The 15,701-nt window shown below is 58.2% G+C and carries 16 protein-coding genes; 12 read left to right on the forward strand and 4 right to left on the reverse strand.

Translation table 11 applies throughout. The features are described 5' to 3' along the window. Positions 1-34 precede the first annotated feature (34 nt). The 3 genes from EPD60_RS12145 to EPD60_RS12155 are packed head-to-tail and all read left to right on the forward strand — an operon-like array spanning position 35 to position 2,930. Positions 35-1,222: a glycosyltransferase family 87 protein gene (locus EPD60_RS12145; protein WP_131449742.1), complete on the forward strand. Its 1,188-nt coding sequence runs from the start codon at positions 35-37 to the stop codon at positions 1,220-1,222. After that, the gene (locus tag EPD60_RS12150) at positions 1,219-2,142 is read left to right on the forward strand and encodes a glycosyltransferase family 2 protein (protein WP_131449743.1); all 924 of its coding nucleotides are present in this window, start codon (positions 1,219-1,221) and stop codon (positions 2,140-2,142) included. The genes EPD60_RS12145 and EPD60_RS12150 overlap by 4 nt, the downstream gene beginning before the upstream one ends. Beyond that, positions 2,139-2,930: a polysaccharide deacetylase family protein gene (locus tag EPD60_RS12155; protein WP_131449744.1), complete on the forward strand. Its 792-nt coding sequence runs from the start codon at positions 2,139-2,141 to the stop codon at positions 2,928-2,930. The genes EPD60_RS12150 and EPD60_RS12155 overlap by 4 nt, the downstream gene beginning before the upstream one ends. Positions 2,931-3,089: 159 nt before the next feature. On the opposite strand, the gene EPD60_RS12160 is transcribed toward EPD60_RS12155, so the two are convergent. After that, a complete protein-coding gene (locus tag EPD60_RS12160) occupies positions 3,090-3,524 on the reverse strand; it encodes a hypothetical protein (protein ID WP_131449745.1) in 435 nt (144 codons plus the stop codon). A gap of 378 nt (positions 3,525-3,902) precedes the next feature. Here EPD60_RS12160 and EPD60_RS12165 point away from each other — a divergent pair, with 378 nt between their 5' ends. From EPD60_RS12165 to asnB, 4 genes are read left to right on the forward strand one after another with little or no spacing between them, the layout of a single operon-like run. Then, on the forward strand, positions 3,903-4,493 hold the full coding sequence (locus tag EPD60_RS12165; protein WP_131449746.1) for an acyl carrier protein phosphodiesterase: 591 nt from the start codon (positions 3,903-3,905) through the stop codon (positions 4,491-4,493). Positions 4,494-4,546: 53 nt separating this feature from the next. After that, entirely contained in the window at positions 4,547-5,125 is a 579-nt protein-coding gene (locus EPD60_RS12170) for a DUF2911 domain-containing protein (protein WP_131449747.1), read from the forward strand. Positions 5,126-5,157: 32 nt separating this feature from the next. Then, positions 5,158-5,793 (forward strand): DUF2911 domain-containing protein, encoded by a 636-nt coding sequence (locus EPD60_RS12175; RefSeq protein WP_131449748.1) that lies wholly within the window; start codon positions 5,158-5,160, stop codon positions 5,791-5,793. A 2-nt stretch (positions 5,794-5,795) separates the two neighbouring features. Beyond that, the gene (gene asnB / locus EPD60_RS12180) at positions 5,796-7,640 is read left to right on the forward strand and encodes an asparagine synthase (glutamine-hydrolyzing) (RefSeq protein ID WP_131449749.1); all 1,845 of its coding nucleotides are present in this window, start codon (positions 5,796-5,798) and stop codon (positions 7,638-7,640) included. Here the strand turns inward: asnB and EPD60_RS12185 are convergent. Beyond that, positions 7,637-8,080: a PepSY-like domain-containing protein gene (locus EPD60_RS12185; RefSeq protein ID WP_131449750.1), complete on the reverse strand. Its 444-nt coding sequence runs from the start codon at positions 8,078-8,080 to the stop codon at positions 7,637-7,639. The genes asnB and EPD60_RS12185 overlap by 4 nt on opposite strands. A gap of 363 nt (positions 8,081-8,443) precedes the next feature. Between EPD60_RS12185 and EPD60_RS12190 the strand changes: the two genes are divergently transcribed. From EPD60_RS12190 to EPD60_RS12210, 5 genes are all read left to right on the forward strand, one after another. Continuing rightward, positions 8,444-9,583, forward strand: coding sequence for a cystathionine gamma-synthase (locus EPD60_RS12190; RefSeq protein WP_131449751.1), 1,140 nt, complete (start codon positions 8,444-8,446; stop codon positions 9,581-9,583). Between the two features lie 99 nt (positions 9,584-9,682). Continuing rightward, positions 9,683-10,450, forward strand: a complete 768-nt coding sequence (locus EPD60_RS12195) for a TIGR02757 family protein (RefSeq protein ID WP_131449752.1) — start codon at positions 9,683-9,685, stop codon at positions 10,448-10,450. A 112-nt stretch (positions 10,451-10,562) separates the two neighbouring features. After that, positions 10,563-10,823, forward strand: coding sequence for a hypothetical protein (locus EPD60_RS12200; protein WP_131449753.1), 261 nt, complete (start codon positions 10,563-10,565; stop codon positions 10,821-10,823). 133 nt (positions 10,824-10,956) lie between these two features. Continuing rightward, positions 10,957-12,480, forward strand: coding sequence for an FAD-dependent oxidoreductase (locus EPD60_RS12205; protein WP_131449754.1), 1,524 nt, complete (start codon positions 10,957-10,959; stop codon positions 12,478-12,480). A 159-nt stretch (positions 12,481-12,639) separates the two neighbouring features. Continuing rightward, entirely contained in the window at positions 12,640-13,101 is a 462-nt protein-coding gene (locus EPD60_RS12210; protein ID WP_131449755.1) for an SRPBCC family protein, read from the forward strand. Positions 13,102-13,105: 4 nt separating this feature from the next. On the opposite strand, the gene EPD60_RS12215 is transcribed toward EPD60_RS12210, so the two are convergent. Then, positions 13,106-15,319 (reverse strand): N-acetylmuramoyl-L-alanine amidase, encoded by a 2,214-nt coding sequence (locus EPD60_RS12215; protein WP_131449756.1) that lies wholly within the window; start codon positions 15,317-15,319, stop codon positions 13,106-13,108. Next, positions 15,316-15,678 carry a BlaI/MecI/CopY family transcriptional regulator gene (locus tag EPD60_RS12220; RefSeq protein ID WP_131449757.1) on the reverse strand — a complete coding sequence of 121 codons (363 nt, stop codon included), beginning with the start codon at positions 15,676-15,678 and terminating at the stop codon, positions 15,316-15,318. The genes EPD60_RS12215 and EPD60_RS12220 overlap by 4 nt, the downstream gene beginning before the upstream one ends. Between the last annotated feature and the right edge of the window lie 23 nt (positions 15,679-15,701).

The following is a 15,701-nucleotide window of genomic DNA, read 5'->3' on the forward strand; positions in this document are numbered from 1 at the left end:
TTAACCTTCACCGGACCGAAGCCGTCCGCGCGCTATGAATTTTCTGTACAAGGAAGTCCGTCTCGGCAAATACCGTGTGGCCGTCGCCACGCTCCTCTGGTTCGGCCTGGCGCTCATCGCCACGCTGGCCCAGGTGTCGCGGCATTCCTATAACAACTACCTTATCTACAAAGGGGTGTTTGTACACCTGCGGGCGGCTACCAACCTATACCTTGGTTACCCGGGCGAATACAATGACTCCAATCACTACGGTCCTTCCTTCGGCCCGCTCATCGCGCCCTTCGCGGTGCTGCCCGACCCGCTTGGTGTATCGCTGTGGTGCATGGCCAACGCGGCCCTGTTGTGGTGGGCGGTGACGCTGCTGCCGCTCCCGGAGCGCGGCCGCCTGCTGGTGCTGGCCATCGGCGCCGTGGAGATGATGACCGCCACGCACAACGTGCAGTTCAATACCATGCTGGCGGCCTTGATCGTGCTGGCCTACGTGGGTGTGGAGCGCGAAAAGGATTTCTGGGCCACCCTGCCCATCGCCTTCGGCTTCCTCATCAAACTGTACGGTATCGGGGCCCTGCTGTTTTTTCTTTTCTCGAAACACAGGCTGAAGTTCAGCGCCTCCTTCCTTTTCTGGTGCCTCGTGCTCTTTGCCTTGCCGATGCTCCTGTCGTCGCCGGGTTTTGTGCTCCAGAGTTATCACGACTGGTTTACGAGCCTGGTGGAGAAGAACGCGCAGAACATGGACATCGGCCGCGGTGCCATGCAGGATATTTCGGTGATGGGCATGATCCGCAGAATTACCGGCGTGCCCATCGACAACCTGCTGGTGATGGCGCCCGCAGCCTTGCTTATAGCAGCGCCGCTGCTGCGCATCGGGCAGTATAAAAACCTCGGGTACCGGCTCGCTTACCTCGCCGTGGTGCTCATCTCGGTGGTCATCTTCAGCTCCTCGGCCGAGTCGTCTACCTATGTCATCCCCATGATCGGCGTCGGCGTCTGGTACCTGCTGGAGCGGCGCGATCACCCGAAGGCGGCACTGGCCCTGCTGCTGTTCGCCCTGCTGCTGACCAGCCTTTCACCCACCGACCTTTTCCCGCGCTATGTGCGCGAGCATTTCGTGCGGACCTATGCGCTCAAGTGCCTCCCGGTGTTTTTGGTGTGGTGCTGGCTCATCGTGCAGTTGTTCCGCAAAAACTTTTCGGCCACAGCTCCTAATCTTGAAGCAGCGTGAAGCAGATCGACATCATCATACCGGTTTATAACGAAGCGGAAAACATTGCCGCCCTGGTGCAGGCCGTGCACGAAGCCATGGCCGGCCAGCCTTATGATTACAAGTTTATCCTCGTAGACGACGGATCTTCCGACGCCACCCTCCAGGTGCTCAAGGGCCTTTCGGTGGCCGATCCGCGTGTGCACTACCGTTCGTTCAGCCGCAACTTCGGCCACCAGGCCGCGCTCAAATGCGGCATCGATGCCTCTACCGGCGACGCCGCCATCTCGCTCGACGGCGACTTTCAGCATCCCCCCGAGCTGCTGCCCACGCTGATCCGCCATTGGGAAGAAGGCTACGACGTGGTGTATACGCTGCGCAAGGACGAAGACAAGCAGTCTTCCACCTTCAAGCGCTGGAGCTCCGACCAGTTTTACAATTTCATGAACCGCATGGCCGATCTCGACCTCGAGAAAGGCTCCGCCGACTTCCGGCTTATCGACCGCAAATGCGTGCAGGTGCTGCAAAGCATGGAGGAGCACGAGCTCTTCTTCCGCGGCCTGGTGAAGTGGATCGGCTACAGGCAGATCGCGGTGGAGTACCAGCCCGCGGCACGCCGCGCGGGCAAGTCGAAATACACGCTGCGCAAGATGCTGCGCTTTGCGCTGCAGGGCATTACTTCCTTCAGCACGAAGCCGCTTTACTTCGCCGCTTACCTCGGGTTTGCTTTTGCGCTCGCCTCGGTGCTCTACCTGCCCTACGCGCTGATCTCGTATTACTTCGGGCACGTCGTTAACGGGTGGGCCTCCATTATTGTGACCATCACCTTTTTCGGTGGCCTGCAGCTGTGTATCCTGGGTATCATGGGCCTTTACCTCGGTAAGATATTCATGCAGAGCAAGCACCGGCCCCTGTATATTGTAAAGGAGCAGTCGTTATGAGCCGCCCCGTAATCCTATTGAGCTTCGATGTGGAGGAGTTCGATATGCCGCTGGAATACGCACAGCCGATCGGCGAAGCCGAGCAGATGGAGGTGGGTGCCCGTGGCCTGGAGGCACTGATGTCGGTAATGAACCGGTACCCGGAGGTGCGCGGAACTTATTTCACCACGGCCAACTTCGCGCAGCATTTTCCCGCAGCGGTGCGCGCCCTCGCGGAGCGCAATGAAGTGGCCTCGCATACCTTTTACCACACACACTTCGAAGTGCCCGACCTCCTGGCTTCGAGAACTACCCTCGAGGAGATCACCGGCAAGCCGGTGACCGGGCTGCGGATGCCGCGGATGCGGCCGGTGGCGATGAGCGATGTGCTCGCCGCCGGTTATCGATACGATTCATCGGTAAACCCCTGCTGGCTGCCGGGCCGCTACGACAACCGCCACCTGCCGCGTAATCCCTACGTGCAGGAAGGCATGCTGCGTTTTCCCGCCTCGGTAACGCCGCGCTTCCGCATTCCGCTGTTCTGGCTCTCGTTCAAGAATTTTCCGTGGCCCCTTTTCCGAAAGCTGTTGCGGGATTGCCTGAAAGCGGATGGATATGCCTGCCTGTATTTTCATCCCTGGGAATTTATCAACCTCGACGCCTACAGGATCCCCGGCTATGCGAAGCGCCATGCCGGGCCGGTGCTGCAGCGGCGCCTGAATACGCTGATCCGCGAGTTTTCCGGTAGCTGCGATTTTGTACCGATGGAGGAGTATATCGGGTCGGCAATCGTGAATCGGCAATCGTGAATCCGCGATGCGCGGTAATAAAGAACGTCCCGCCAAAAGCGGGACGTTCTTTATTATCAGGCGCCAGCTAAATCAGACATCCGGCACCGGAGATCGAAAGATTTAAAAGAAAAGCCCCAGTTGAAACCAGGGCCGCCAAAACACACACTAAAACGACATTCAGATCTTTTCGATCTTTTGGTGGATCATCCACTCGCTGTTGCTTTCGGAGCGGAGGGTGATTTTCAGGTCGGCATTTTCCATGGTAGCATAAAAGGTGGTGCCTTCATCGGTAGTATATTCCATGATATCGGTGATCCAGTTGTCTTTACCGGCTTTGTTCTTCAGCTCGGCCTGCAGCATTACGGGCAGCTGGCTGAGGGTCATGTTGCGGGTGAGGGCAACCATCTCGCCGCCGATGTTATAGTAAGCGTTGATGTGCTGGCCGTCGAGCACGAAGTTGGCCTTAAAGTACTGGCCGTTTTCGTTCCAGCGAACCTCGCGGGCGCCGCTGAAAGTGCTCTGGAAGGATTTCAGCACGGCGTTCGGGGTTTCAGTAGCATTGCTAAGCAGCGTGGTAAGCGAGGCGAAGAGGATGAGGAAAAACTTTTTCATAACGGTTGTATTAAATGTTTTGATTGATTTGTTCGTTTGGTTTGACGGTTCAAAAGTAGAATCCGTTACACCCGGGGGCAAGCCAAATAGGATTAACGGAACGCGCTACAGCCGCGCATTTGGGCTTTAACTCATATGTTAACGGGGGACGAACTGTCGCTTTCCGGGTATGAACAGACGCCTCCTTTTGATGAACGCCCCGGTTGCCGGCCGTGCTTTCGAAAAAGGCGTGCGGGGCTATTGGATTATGAATTGCAGAAATTGATGGATGAACGGCGGGGAGATAAATTTGACAAGTCGGAAGTGAGGAAGTCGGATCTGAAGGGAAACCGGAAAATAGATCCGACTTCCTCACTTCCCGCTTCCTAACTTGCTTGTATGAATTATCTCGCCCATGCCTGGCTTTCTTTCGGCAACACCGAAGTGCTTGTGGGCAATATGATCGCCGACTTTGTAAAGGGAAAGGCGCGCTACGCGTTCCCGGCCGGCATCCGGGCCGGGATCGAGCTCCACCGTCGCATCGACGAATTTACCGACACCCACGCGGCCACAGCCATGGCAAAGGAGTATTTCCGGCCGCATTACCGGCTTTATGCCGCGCCGATCGTCGACGTTGTGTACGATCATTTCCTGGCGGCTGACACCGGCATTCACACCGACGCCGCCCTGCTGGCCTTTTCGGAAGACGTCTACCGCCGCCTGCACAGCCAGGCCGAATGGCTGCCGCCCCGCTTCGCGGCCATGCTGCCCCATATGGAGCAGAACAACTGGCTCTATCATTATAAGGAGCGCGACGGGCTCACGCGCAGCCTCGGCGGCCTCTTCCGCCGCGCAGTCTATATGCCGCCTGTGCATTTTGCCGAGGCGATCGTCGATGCCCATTATGCGGAGCTGCGTCACTGCTATACCCTGATTGTGGGGCCTGTTAAGGACTTCGCAAAAGCAGAATTACAACGTATTTTAACGTAGCGGTCTCTTGCATTGCGGAGATGCCCGGTATTTTTGCTGACTCAAGAAGCCATATGAAAAAACTCCTCGTCGCACTCGCATTTGTCACTGCCACACTGGGCGCCTCCGCCCAGGGAAATTCCGTGAAGCCCGCACTGCCGCCGCTTGATAAGTCGCCGATGGATATGGCCTACTGCCCCGCCAATTACCCCGTGCTCAAGATCCAGGACAAGGCAAGCGAGCCCCTCCTGGCCCGTGTTATCTATAGCCGCCCGCTCATGAACGGGCGCACCATCTTTGGCGACCTTGTACCGTATAACGAAGTATGGCGCCTCGGTGCCAACGAGGCCACGGAGGTGGAATTTTACCGCGAGGTACGCATCGGCGGCAAAAAGCTGGCGAAGGGCAAGTATACCCTTTACGCGATTGCCACACCCACGCAGTGGACCGTTATTTTCAACAAGGAGACCGACACCTGGGGCGCCTTTAAATATGATGAGAAGAAAGACGTGGCGCGGGTGACGGTGCCGGTGGAAAAGCTCGACGCGCCCGTGGAGCCCTTCACCATCCTGTTCGATAAGGCCGATGCCACCAACCGCCTCGTGATCGCCTGGGATATGGCCCGCGTATCGGTGCCCATCGCGCTTAAGTAAAGCGAATGTCGGGAAAGCCGTAATTTTTCGCCATGAAAAAGGCCGTTGCTTTTTGTTGCTTGCTGCTTGCTGCCTGTGGTGGTGGAACCGGGACCTTCGACACGTCGCCCGACTCAGCCGCCCGCCAGCGCGATACGGCCCCCCTTGCACCCCGGCTTCCGGTCAACCGCCTCGCGCCGGTTGACGTGTCACCGCTGGACATTTCATATTTCCCTGTTGACTTCCCGCTGCGCCGCACGTCCGGCGACCCCACCGAGCGCCCCCTGGCCCGCGTTATCTACAGCCGGCCGCACAAGGGCGGACGCGTGATCTTTGGCGGCCTCCTCAAATGGGGCGAGCCCTGGCGCCTCGGTGCCAACGAGGCCACCGAGCTCGAGCTGTTCCAGCGCGCCACTGTGCTCGGGCAGCCCGTACCCGCCGGCCGCTACATCCTGTATTGCATCCCCGGCCCCAACGAGTGGGTCATCGTTTTCAACCGCAACCTCTACAGCTGGGGCCTCAAGCCCGACCCGGGCCAGGATGCTTTCCGCTTTAATATACCGGTGCAAAAGCAGGATCCGCCGCTCGAGCATTTTACCATGGTATTCCAGAACGCACCCGGCGGTGCATCGCTCGTGATCGCCTGGGATGACGTGCTTACCCGTCTTCCCTTTACCTTCAAATCCTGACTATGTGCGGTATCGTAGGCGCCATTACCAATGGGCAGGAAAGCTTCCCGGCCGGGCAACTCCTGGACGCTGTCGCCAGCCTCCGTCATCGCGGACCGGAGCGGCAGGGACAATGGTCGGATGAAAACGGCAGGGTGCTGCTCGGCCACGCCCGTCTCTGTATCATCGATCCGGATGAGCGCTCCGACCAGCCTTTTCATTATGGCGGCCGCTATGTGCTGGTATACAACGGTGAGATCTATAATTACGTAGAACTACGGGAAGAGCTCCGCGCTTCGGGCTGCTCCTTCCACACCGGATCCGACACCGAGGTGCTGGCCGCGGCCTGGGCTGCCTGGGGACCCGCCTGCCTTCCGCGCCTCGACGGCGCCTTTGCTTTTGGTATCTGGGACAAGCAGGAACGCGCCTTTTATGCGGCCCGCGACCGCTTTGGCGAAAAGCCGCTGTTCTTTCTTTTCGACGAAGGTTATCTCGGGTTTGCCTCCGAAATGAAGGCGCTCTGGAAGCTGGGCGCGCCGCGCCGGCCCGACCCGGCCATGGTATATAACTTTTTGTCGCTGGGCTATACCGTTAATCCCTTCGATGCAGCGCAGACCTTCTTCCTGCACATACAAAAGCTGCCCGCGGGCAGCTTTCTGCGGCTGGAGCAGGGCGCAACGCACTACAGCGTTGAAGCATACGGACAGATCGATATCGAAGTGGATGAAAGCATCGATGACGAAACCGCCATCGCCCGCTTCCGCGAGCTGTTTGCGGCCTCCGTGCGGCGCCGCCTCCGCAGCGACGTGCCCATCGGCACCAGCCTCAGCGGCGGGCTCGACAGCAGCGCCGTTGCTGCCCTGTGCCGGCAGGCGGGGGGCGCCCATTATACACACAAGGCTTTTACCGCCATCTTCCCGGGCTTCGAGCGCGATGAGCGCGCCCTGTCGGCGCACGTTGCCCGGCACCTGGGAATCGATCAGCAATTTGTAGAAATACGGCCGGACGAAGTGCCGGCGCTCATGGACCGCGTGATGCGGTACCAGGAGGAGCCGGTAGGAAGCGCCAGCGCGCTGGCCCAGTTCCGGGTATTTGAAACGGCCCGCGCCGCCGGCGTCACGGTGCTGCTCGACGGGCAGGGCGCCGACGAGGTGCTGGCAGGCTATGACAAGTATTACCGCTGGTATTGGCGGGAACTCTATGCGGCGCGCCGGCTGGGATCTTCCGGCGAACTGGAAGCCGCCCGAAAGCTTGGTGTAAAGGAGCCGTTCGGGGCGGCGTCAAAGCTGTCTGCGCTCCTGCCGTATTTCAGTGCCGCAATACTGGAAGGGAGCAGAAGCCGGCAGGCAGCTGCGGCCCCCGACCTCAACCCCGAATGGGCCCAGGCGCAAAAGCGACACCTGCATTATATGGTGCCGCCGCAGCCCACGCTCAACGCGGTGCTGCATTATAATACGTTCACCAACGGGCTGGAGGAATTGTTGCGGCTCGCCGACCGCAACGGCATGGCCCATAGCCTCGAGGTGCGGCTGCCGTTCCTGTCGTCCGAACTGGTGGCCTTCCTCTTTACGCTGCCCCCGCGCTTCAAGATCCGCGAAGGCCGCACCAAGTGGCTGCTCCGCAAAGCGGTGGAAGACCTGCTGCCGCCGGAGATCGTGTGGCAAAGCCGCAAGATCGGCTTCGAGCCGCCGCAGCAACTGTGGATGCAGCAGGCGGCCGTGCAGGAGGCGATCCGTGCGGCCAAGGAAAAGCTGGTGGGCGCCGGCGTGCTGGCACCTTCGGTGCTGCAGAAAAAAATACAGCCGCATAGTGCATATGCGGCTGTGAACCGGGATTGGAAATATTGGTCGCTGAGCTATCTATATTAAGCCTTGATCAACTTCTTGCTTTCGCGAAGGCCGCCCATATTGTCGGCGATCACGATTGTCCAGTTCTTCTGGTCTTCCAGCGTAATGTGAAACTCGGTGCTGTCGCCTATGGTCAGCTCGGTAACACTGTGTACCTTCTGCGCGGAATACTCTTTCTTCACCTTGGTGAGCACGCTCAGCGGTAGCTGCTGCTCGTAATAGTAGCGGATCGTCATGAGCGAGTTGCCGTCCGCGTCATAGCGTACACGGGTGAGGATGTCGTTATAAGTAAAGCGGGCCTCATAGATACCGTCTACTTCCGACCACAGGATGTCTGATGCGGAGTTGAAGGTGCTGGAGAAGGCTTTCATTACTCGCTCGGTGACATTGGGTGTGGGAGCTGCGAATGCGGATGCCTGGAGTGCTACTGCAACAACTACGGCAAGAATTACTTTTTTCATGGTTTATGATTTAAAGGTTTGCGATTGCTTTTCCAGACGAAGGTATTCGTACAAACAGGCGGGGTCAAGTTGTCCTACACGACCGGCCTGTTAAACATTCGTGAACGGGTTCTGATCTACGATAAGTTTCGTCGAGGTGGGCAAACGGCAGTATGAAGGGCAAAAAGGGCGGATGAATCGTCGTGCCGGATTCGAAAAAGGTTACACAAGCCGTCGTTAATTGGGAGCAACGGCAAAGGGGAGGGCGGGCTTGCGTGGGAAATCAGCATCTTTGTCCATCTAATGATCTCGGATCGCCGATGTCGGATTTGTTTACACGATTCAAATCGGCCATCAGACATCGGAGATCGAAAAATATTTTTTATGCGTATCGGAACAAAATTCATCCACGCCGGCGCGGAGCCGGACCCTACTACGGGCGCTATTATGACGCCGATCTACCAGACGTCAACTTATGTGCAGTCGGCACCGGCTGAGCATAAAGGTTATGAATATGCGCGGAGCCAGAACCCGACAAGAACCGCGCTGGAAGCGGCTTACGCGTCGATCGAGAACGGGAAGTTCGGGCTTGCCTTCAGCAGCGGCGTGGCCGCCACCGACGCGGTGATCAAGTTGCTCAACCCCGGCGATGAGGTGATCTGCGGCAACGACCTCTACGGCGGCACCTATCGCCTGTTCACCAAGGTGTTTGCCCGCTTCGGCATCACCTTTCATTATGTGAACATGCAGGATGCGAACAATATCCGCCCGCTGATCAATGAAAAGACGAAGCTGATCTGGGCCGAAACGCCCACCAATCCGCTGATGAACATCACCGACATCGCGGCAGTAGCGGCCATTGCCAAAGAACGCAAGGTGCTTTTCTGCGTCGACAACACCTTTGCCTCTCCCTACCTCCAGAACCCGCTCGACCTCGGTGCCGATATCGTGATGCATTCAGCCACCAAGTACCTCGGCGGCCACAGCGACGTTATCCAGGGCGCGCTGATGATGAACGATCCTGCCCTGCGCGAGCAACTCTATTTTATACAGAAAAGCTGCGGCGCCGTTCCCGGTCCGCAGGACTGCTTCCTGGTACTGCGCGGCATCAAGACGCTCCACGTGCGTATGCAGCGCCATTGCGAGAACGGCGCCAAAGTGGCGCACTGGCTGCGGCAGCACCCCAAGGTGGCCCGCGTGTACTGGCCGGGCTTTGAGGAGCACCCGGGCTACGCCATCGCCAAAAAGCAGATGCGCGACTTCGGCGGCATGATCTCTTTCGAGCTGAAGAACGACAGCGTGGAAGAGGTACGCCGTGTGCTTTCCAACACGCACGTGTTTTCTCTGGCCGAAAGCCTTGGCGGCATCGAGTCGCTCATCAACCACCCGGCTTCGATGACGCATGCTTCCATCCCACGGGAAGAGCGTATCAAGAACGGCCTGAACGATTCGCTCATCCGGCTCAGTGTGGGTATTGAGGATGTGGAAGATATTATTGAAGACCTGAACCAGGCCATCGGGTAAGAAGCAGATTATTGCTACAAAAAGCACCAAAGGCGTCGCGCAAGCGACGCCTTTGGTGTCAATGCGGCCATAACTTTACAACGGTCAACACCCGCTGATTTGTCATCGACTTTCGATATAAAATCTTTCCTCGACCGCAAGGTGGCCGAATACAACGTCCCCTCCTTCATTCCCGCCGACCCCATCTCGGTGCCGCACCGTTTTACGAACCGCGCCGACATCGAGATCGCGGGTTTCTTTGCGGCACTCTTTGCCTGGGGCAACCGCACCACTATCATCAACAAGGCCAATGAGCTGGTGGACCTCATGGATGGGGCGCCGCACCAGTTTGTGACGCAGCATGCCGAGGCCGACCTAAAGCGCTTCCTCAACTTCCGGCACCGCACCTTCAACCCGACGGATATCCTGTACCTGATCCATTTCTTCCGGCGACATTACGGCCAAAGCGATACGCTCGAAACCGCCTTCGTGCCCGGTGCTTTTGAAGGGATGGAAGCGGCACTCAACTATTTTCATACTTATATTTTCGATGACCCCGATGCGCCGCCGCGCACGCGCAAGCACATTGCCGCGCCCTTCAAAGGCAGCACCTGCAAGCGCCTCAATATGTTCCTGCGGTGGATGGTGCGCCGCGACGGGCAGGGCGTCGACTTCGGCATCTGGCAACGCCTGGAGCCCGCCGACCTCATCATTCCCGTCGACCTGCACGTGGCCCGTGTAGCCCGCCGCTTCGGGCTGCTGGAGCGGCAGCAAACCGACTGGACGGCGGCGGTTGAGCTGACCACGCGGCTCCGCGACTTCGATCCCGGTGACCCCGTGAAGTACGACTTCGCGCTGTTCAGCCTGGGCGTGGGCGAGCGTTTTTAGGATCCGGAACCCCTTCAATCTTTGAATCTGGAATCGGTGCGTACGCTTTCCGGGTTACCTTTCCGTTGATATGACTCCGCTTGAGGAACAAATCAAAAAGATTGATGCCCTGATGACCGAAGAGGACGCGCGTTTTTACCGGCTCGCGGCCCTGCTCAACGAGGCCATCCTGCACGATTTCGAGTCGGTGGTGCGCCTCCTCTACCGGGTTGACGTACCCGAAAAGAAAGTCCGCGCTGCATTAGCCGAAAACAATGCCGATGCCGGCACCGTGCTGGCCCGTCTCCTGCTGGAGCGCGAGCGCGAAAAAGCTGCTTCCCGCGCGCGCTACCGGATGCCCGACGAGGATATCCCGGAAGACGAGCGTTGGTAGCATCGGGGAATCTGGAATCTTTCGATCTGGAATCTGTGGTTGACCGCTGCATTTCAGATTCCAGATTTCCGGATTGCAGATGCCCGGGAACATGCGGCATAAGTTTTTTGCAGATCCTGCCAAACAGGATTTTATGCAAAGAGACGGCGCTACCCAAAGCCTATGGCAAAGTAATGTCCCCGACCACGCCGACTCGGGCAGCATGCCCGACAGGCCGGTAGATGTGCTCATCGTTGGCGGTGGCATTACGGGTCTTGGCACTGCACTGCGGCTGCAGCAAATGGGAAAGTCCTGCATCGTAGCCGAATCCCATTCGTTGTGCTACGGTACCACCGGCGGCACAACGGCCCACCTCAATACCTTTTTTGATACCACGTATGATATAGTGGAGTCGGACTTCAGCGAGGATGCGGCGCGCCTGCTGCACACCGCCGCCCGCTCCGCCCTCGACCTGGTGAAGCGTAATATTGCCGAGCTCGGCATTGACTGCGGCCACTCGGAGCGTGACGGCTATGTATATGCGCAAACCGCGGATCAGGAGCATCAGCTCGACAAGATGTTCCAGGCTTCCGTCAATGCCGGTGCCGAAGTGGAATACACCGACCAGATTCCCGTGCCTTTTCCTTTCCGCAAGGCCATCGTTTACCGCAGGCAGGCGCAGTTCCACCCAACCCGCTACGTGATGGCGTTGGCAAAAGCCTTCGTGGCCGCCGGCGGCCGCATCCTGCAAGGCTGCCGGGTGGAGCAGTTCGACAAAGTGGGTGAATTGCTCTCAGTGCACACCTCGCGCGGCGACATCCAGGCACACTGGCTCATCTGGGCCACGCACATCCCGCCGGGCATCAACCTGCTGCACTTCCGCAACGCCCCCTACCGCAGCTATGCACTGGCACTTACGCTCGACAACGACCAATATCCCGAGGGGCTGGCCTACGATCTTTACGACCCGTACCATTACTTCCGCACCCAGGAAGTAGACGGTCGACGCTACCTCATCGCCGGCGGCGAAGACCATAAAACCGCGCATGTGACCAACACCGACCAGTGCTTTTTTGCGCTGGAAGCCTACGTGCGCAACCATTTCGCAGTGGGCGAGGTAGCCTTCCGCTGGTCATCGCAATACTACGAGCCGGCCGACGGCCTGCCTTATATCGGACACCTGCCGGGCAATCCGGAGAAGGTGCTGGTGGCCACCGGCTACAGCGGCAACGGCATGACCTACAGCCATATTGCCGCAATGACACTCACCGATCTCATTGTAAAAGGCGATAGCGGTTATGCATCCCTGTTCGCTCCCGGCCGGGTAAAGCCCGTCGCCGGATTCATGGACTTCGTAAAGGAGAACGCCGACGTAGTGGCCCAGTTCGTGGGTAAGCGCATCAAAACAGAAAAGCTCCGCGAGCTCGCCGACCTGGCACCGGGCGAAGGGCGTCTGGTGAAGTTCGAAGGGCACAACATCGCGCTTTATAAAAACGATGCGGGGAAACTGTTTGCGCTCAACCCGGTGTGTACGCACGCGAAATGCGTTGTTGACTGGAACCGCGCCGAGCAAAGCTGGGACTGCCCCTGCCATGGTGCGCGCTACTCGGTTACCGGCGATGTGCTCACCGGCCCGGCGCGTGCCAACCTGGAGCAGATCGACCTGGAGGATCTGTAGTGGAGAGAAAGAACGCAGATTTTTTATGATTTATATGATTAACGCAGATAACGTTGCTGGCGTAAGCCAATTATAAAAAAATCATAACCAATCTGCGTATCCCGCTCGCGGGATCAGCGTTCTTTCTCAACCATCTGGCTGCTCCGCTGTTTAATCATTATGAGCGTTTACGTATTGAAGCAGGTGCAACGCATGCCCATCAGCCGCGATGAGGCGTGGCAATTCTTTTCTCATGCAAAGAACCTTGCGGTCATCACGCCGGGACACCTCAACCTGAAGTTCACCAACGAGCTTTTCGATGAAGAGACCTATCCCGGGCAGATCATTACGTACAAAGTGAAGCCGCTTTTCGGCATCCCGCTTTTCTGGATGACTGAAATCACGCACGTGCAGCGGCCGCGCTACTTTGTAGACGAGCAGCGGAAAGGGCCCTACGCCATGTGGCACCACGAGCACCATTTCAAGGAAGTTGAAGGCGGCACCGAGATGACGGATATCATTCACTACCGTCTCCCCTTCGGTGCGCTGGGCCGGATCGGCGCCGGCTTTATACGCAAACAGCTCGATGAGCTCTTTGCCTACAGGAAGCAAAAGATCACCGAGCTGTTCGGGACGCTTTAATGGGTTACTTTATGTGGTAGGCAAGCGCCGGGAGCTTTTTAAATTCACCGTTTTTCGTGCGGGCGATGCGTTTTTCCACGATGATGGTTCCGCCGCGCAGCACCTGCGGGAGCGACTCGCCGATCTTCGGGCTGATGCGGCCATCGGTAACCGGAACTTCAAAAACGTCCCTGTTGTTGAGATCCGTGCTGTACACCGCGCTTTCCAGCGTTTCACCCTCGGGGCAAAGTAGCTTCTCTACGGGTGTCTGAACAAGCTCCTCAAGTGTCAGCGTTCGCGTCGGTCCGGTCAGTGCCTGGAGCATGGGATCGGTGGCGGGGTCGATGGTGGTCGCTTCTGCAGTGCCTTTCTGCGCATCTGTTGCGATCCTGTCACCACTGATGCTGATGCCCTGCCGGCTTTCGGCAGCCTTGTGTGAAAGCCGCTCCCGGGTGCCGTCGGCATGCATGGCAATCACGGTGCCGTCGGGCTTTACGTCGAGGCGTTTGATCGGATTGCCGGCTGCTTCGTCGCGCAGCTGTGTCTGCAACTCTCTTTTTTTGTCTTCAAGAAAGCGGATCAACTCTTCGGTCATTTCCCGGTGGCCGGCATCTTTCAGCTCTTTGCGTAGTGCGGCGAGGCGCGCGTCGACAAAGGCGATCTTTTGCCGTAAAGTGCCGGTGTCGTCGGCTGCAATACCCGCACCGGGCACGCCTTTCGGCGCAGGCGCCTGGGAGACAGCTGTACTATCCAGGCGCTGCCGGTAGCGTGCAATGGCGTTGAGAATCTTCTTTGCAATACGTTCCTGGTTGGCGGGCGACTGGATAAACGCGCGGTCTTTTTCATTATTGATGTACCCAAGCTCGAGCAGGGCGGCGGGGCAGGGGGCCTGGTCGATGACCCATACGCCCTGCTTGCGCGACTGGAGCTTTGCATCGGTTGTATAAATACCGGACAGTGCGCCCAGGATTGCCGATCCGATCACACGGCTCTGGTTAAAACGTGTGCTGTCGCGCGATAGCAGAACGCTGAAGCCACTCCACTTCGTTGTCGGCTTCATGCCGCTGGCATCTTCGGCGGAAGCGTTTACGTGCAGACTCAGGAACAGGTCGGCCCCCTGTGCGACAACAGGACGCACCCTGAGCGGAACGATCTTTTCGTCACCGCGCGTCTGGATGATCTTCAGGTTAGGGTCGGCATTAAGCTCGGAGATCTTCAGGGCGATGGCAAGCGTGATCTCGTCTTCGCTGACACCGCCAAAGGAAGCACCATTCCAGGCGCCATTTTCCATCCGGCCATGGCCGGCATCGATAACGACGGTGAATTTGCTTTCATTGGTTTGGGTCACAGGCGCCTGTGCTTTTGCGCCGGTGCGCACCGCGAAGGCGAAGCCGATACCTGCCAGCAGCGGGAGTGCCAGCACGCGGCCGAGGTAACGAACGCGGGTGTTTTGCTTTAACTGGTTGAGCATATGGAGTCTTCTTTTGATGGCGTGATGGAAAAAGGGATTGGTAAGATGGCTGTATTGCTGCGGGTAGGCGGCCTGGAGGATGAGCCGCGCCAGCACACCGGCATCCCGGTTCTTTACGGAGCGCTCGTCGGCAATGAATTCATGCACCAGGTGCAGCTCATTGCGCAGGAGCCAGAAGACGGGATTAAACCAGCACAGCGCGAGTGCTGCCTGCAGCAGCAGCTTGTCGAACGTATGGCCTTCGCGCACATGCACCAGCTCGTGCTGCAGGATCTGCTGGCCGCTTTCGGAAGCGAGGTCGAGCTCCGGGTTCCAGAAGATGCGGCGGAAGAACGAGAAGGGAGTTCCCGCCACCGGTGCAAGCACCAGCTCCACGCCGTCGGCGCTGTGCACCGGGTAGCGGCGCGAAAGCGCGTGCAGGCGCAGGAGCCCGCGCGCGAAATGCAACAGCAGGAGCAGGCCGATGAGCGCATAGATGCCGTATAGAACTGTGCTCCAGTCAAAGGTGGTGGCGGTGCCGAGCTGCACCGCTTCCATGCGCTCGTTGCCGTCGCTCACAACTTCCAGCAGGCGCATGGGCGTTTCGGAAACGGCTTCGGGTGTCGCTTCAAGCCGGATGCGCACCAGCGGCAGGAGCAGCGAAAGGGGCACAATGGCCAGCAGGTAAAAGCGGTTCCACTGGTGAAACACCTTGTTGCGCAGCGCCACATGGTAATAGCCGTACAACAGTGCCGAGCAGAGAATCGATTTGAGCAGGTAGGCGATCATTTCTTTTCTTTTTTGATTTGCTTTACGAGGGCTTCCAGCTCTTCGAGGCTGAGGCCGTTTTCCTGTACCATAAAGGAAACCGCATCGGTGTAGGAGCCGCTGAAATAGTTCTTCACCATGTTCTTAATAGAGGCTTTCGAATAAGCCGACTTGGTGACGAGCGGGTAATACTGGTGCTGGCGGCCCACCACGCGGATGGCGGCGAAGCCTTTCTCCACGAGGATCTTGAGCAGCGTGGCTACCGTGTTCTGGTGCGGCTTCGGCACCGGCAGTGCCTCGAGGATATCGCGGATGAAACCTTCCCTGATCTTCCAGAGTGCCTGCATCACCTGCTCTTCTGCTTTGGTGAGTGTCTTCATGTGTGAGAGAGTTAATTAGTCTA

Source organism: Flaviaestuariibacter flavus (genome assembly GCF_004337505.1).
GTDB lineage: Bacteria > Bacteroidota > Bacteroidia > Chitinophagales > Chitinophagaceae > Flavisolibacter > Flavisolibacter flavus.

What these genes read in the sequence shown, in the direction of transcription:
- EPD60_RS12145 (WP_131449742.1), top strand. Translation starts at nt 35, where the DNA reads ATGAATTTTCTGTACAAGGAAGTCCGTCTCGGCAAATACCGTGTGGCC.
- EPD60_RS12155 (WP_131449744.1), top strand. Translation starts at nt 2,139, where the DNA reads ATGAGCCGCCCCGTAATCCTATTGAGCTTCGATGTGGAGGAGTTCGAT.
- EPD60_RS12160 (WP_131449745.1), bottom strand. Translation starts at nt 3,524, where the DNA reads ATGAAAAAGTTTTTCCTCATCCTCTTCGCCTCGCTTACCACGCTGCTT.
- EPD60_RS12165 (WP_131449746.1), top strand. Translation starts at nt 3,903, where the DNA reads ATGAATTATCTCGCCCATGCCTGGCTTTCTTTCGGCAACACCGAAGTG.
- EPD60_RS12170 (WP_131449747.1), top strand. Translation starts at nt 4,547, where the DNA reads ATGAAAAAACTCCTCGTCGCACTCGCATTTGTCACTGCCACACTGGGC.
- EPD60_RS12175 (WP_131449748.1), top strand. Translation starts at nt 5,158, where the DNA reads ATGAAAAAGGCCGTTGCTTTTTGTTGCTTGCTGCTTGCTGCCTGTGGT.
- asnB (WP_131449749.1), top strand. Translation starts at nt 5,796, where the DNA reads ATGTGCGGTATCGTAGGCGCCATTACCAATGGGCAGGAAAGCTTCCCG.
- EPD60_RS12185 (WP_131449750.1), bottom strand. Translation starts at nt 8,080, where the DNA reads ATGAAAAAAGTAATTCTTGCCGTAGTTGTTGCAGTAGCACTCCAGGCA.
- EPD60_RS12190 (WP_131449751.1), top strand. Translation starts at nt 8,444, where the DNA reads ATGCGTATCGGAACAAAATTCATCCACGCCGGCGCGGAGCCGGACCCT.
- EPD60_RS12200 (WP_131449753.1), top strand. Translation starts at nt 10,563, where the DNA reads ATGACCGAAGAGGACGCGCGTTTTTACCGGCTCGCGGCCCTGCTCAAC.
- EPD60_RS12205 (WP_131449754.1), top strand. Translation starts at nt 10,957, where the DNA reads ATGCAAAGAGACGGCGCTACCCAAAGCCTATGGCAAAGTAATGTCCCC.
- EPD60_RS12210 (WP_131449755.1), top strand. Translation starts at nt 12,640, where the DNA reads ATGAGCGTTTACGTATTGAAGCAGGTGCAACGCATGCCCATCAGCCGC.
- EPD60_RS12215 (WP_131449756.1), bottom strand. Translation starts at nt 15,319, where the DNA reads ATGATCGCCTACCTGCTCAAATCGATTCTCTGCTCGGCACTGTTGTAC.
- EPD60_RS12220 (WP_131449757.1), bottom strand. Translation starts at nt 15,678, where the DNA reads ATGAAGACACTCACCAAAGCAGAAGAGCAGGTGATGCAGGCACTCTGG.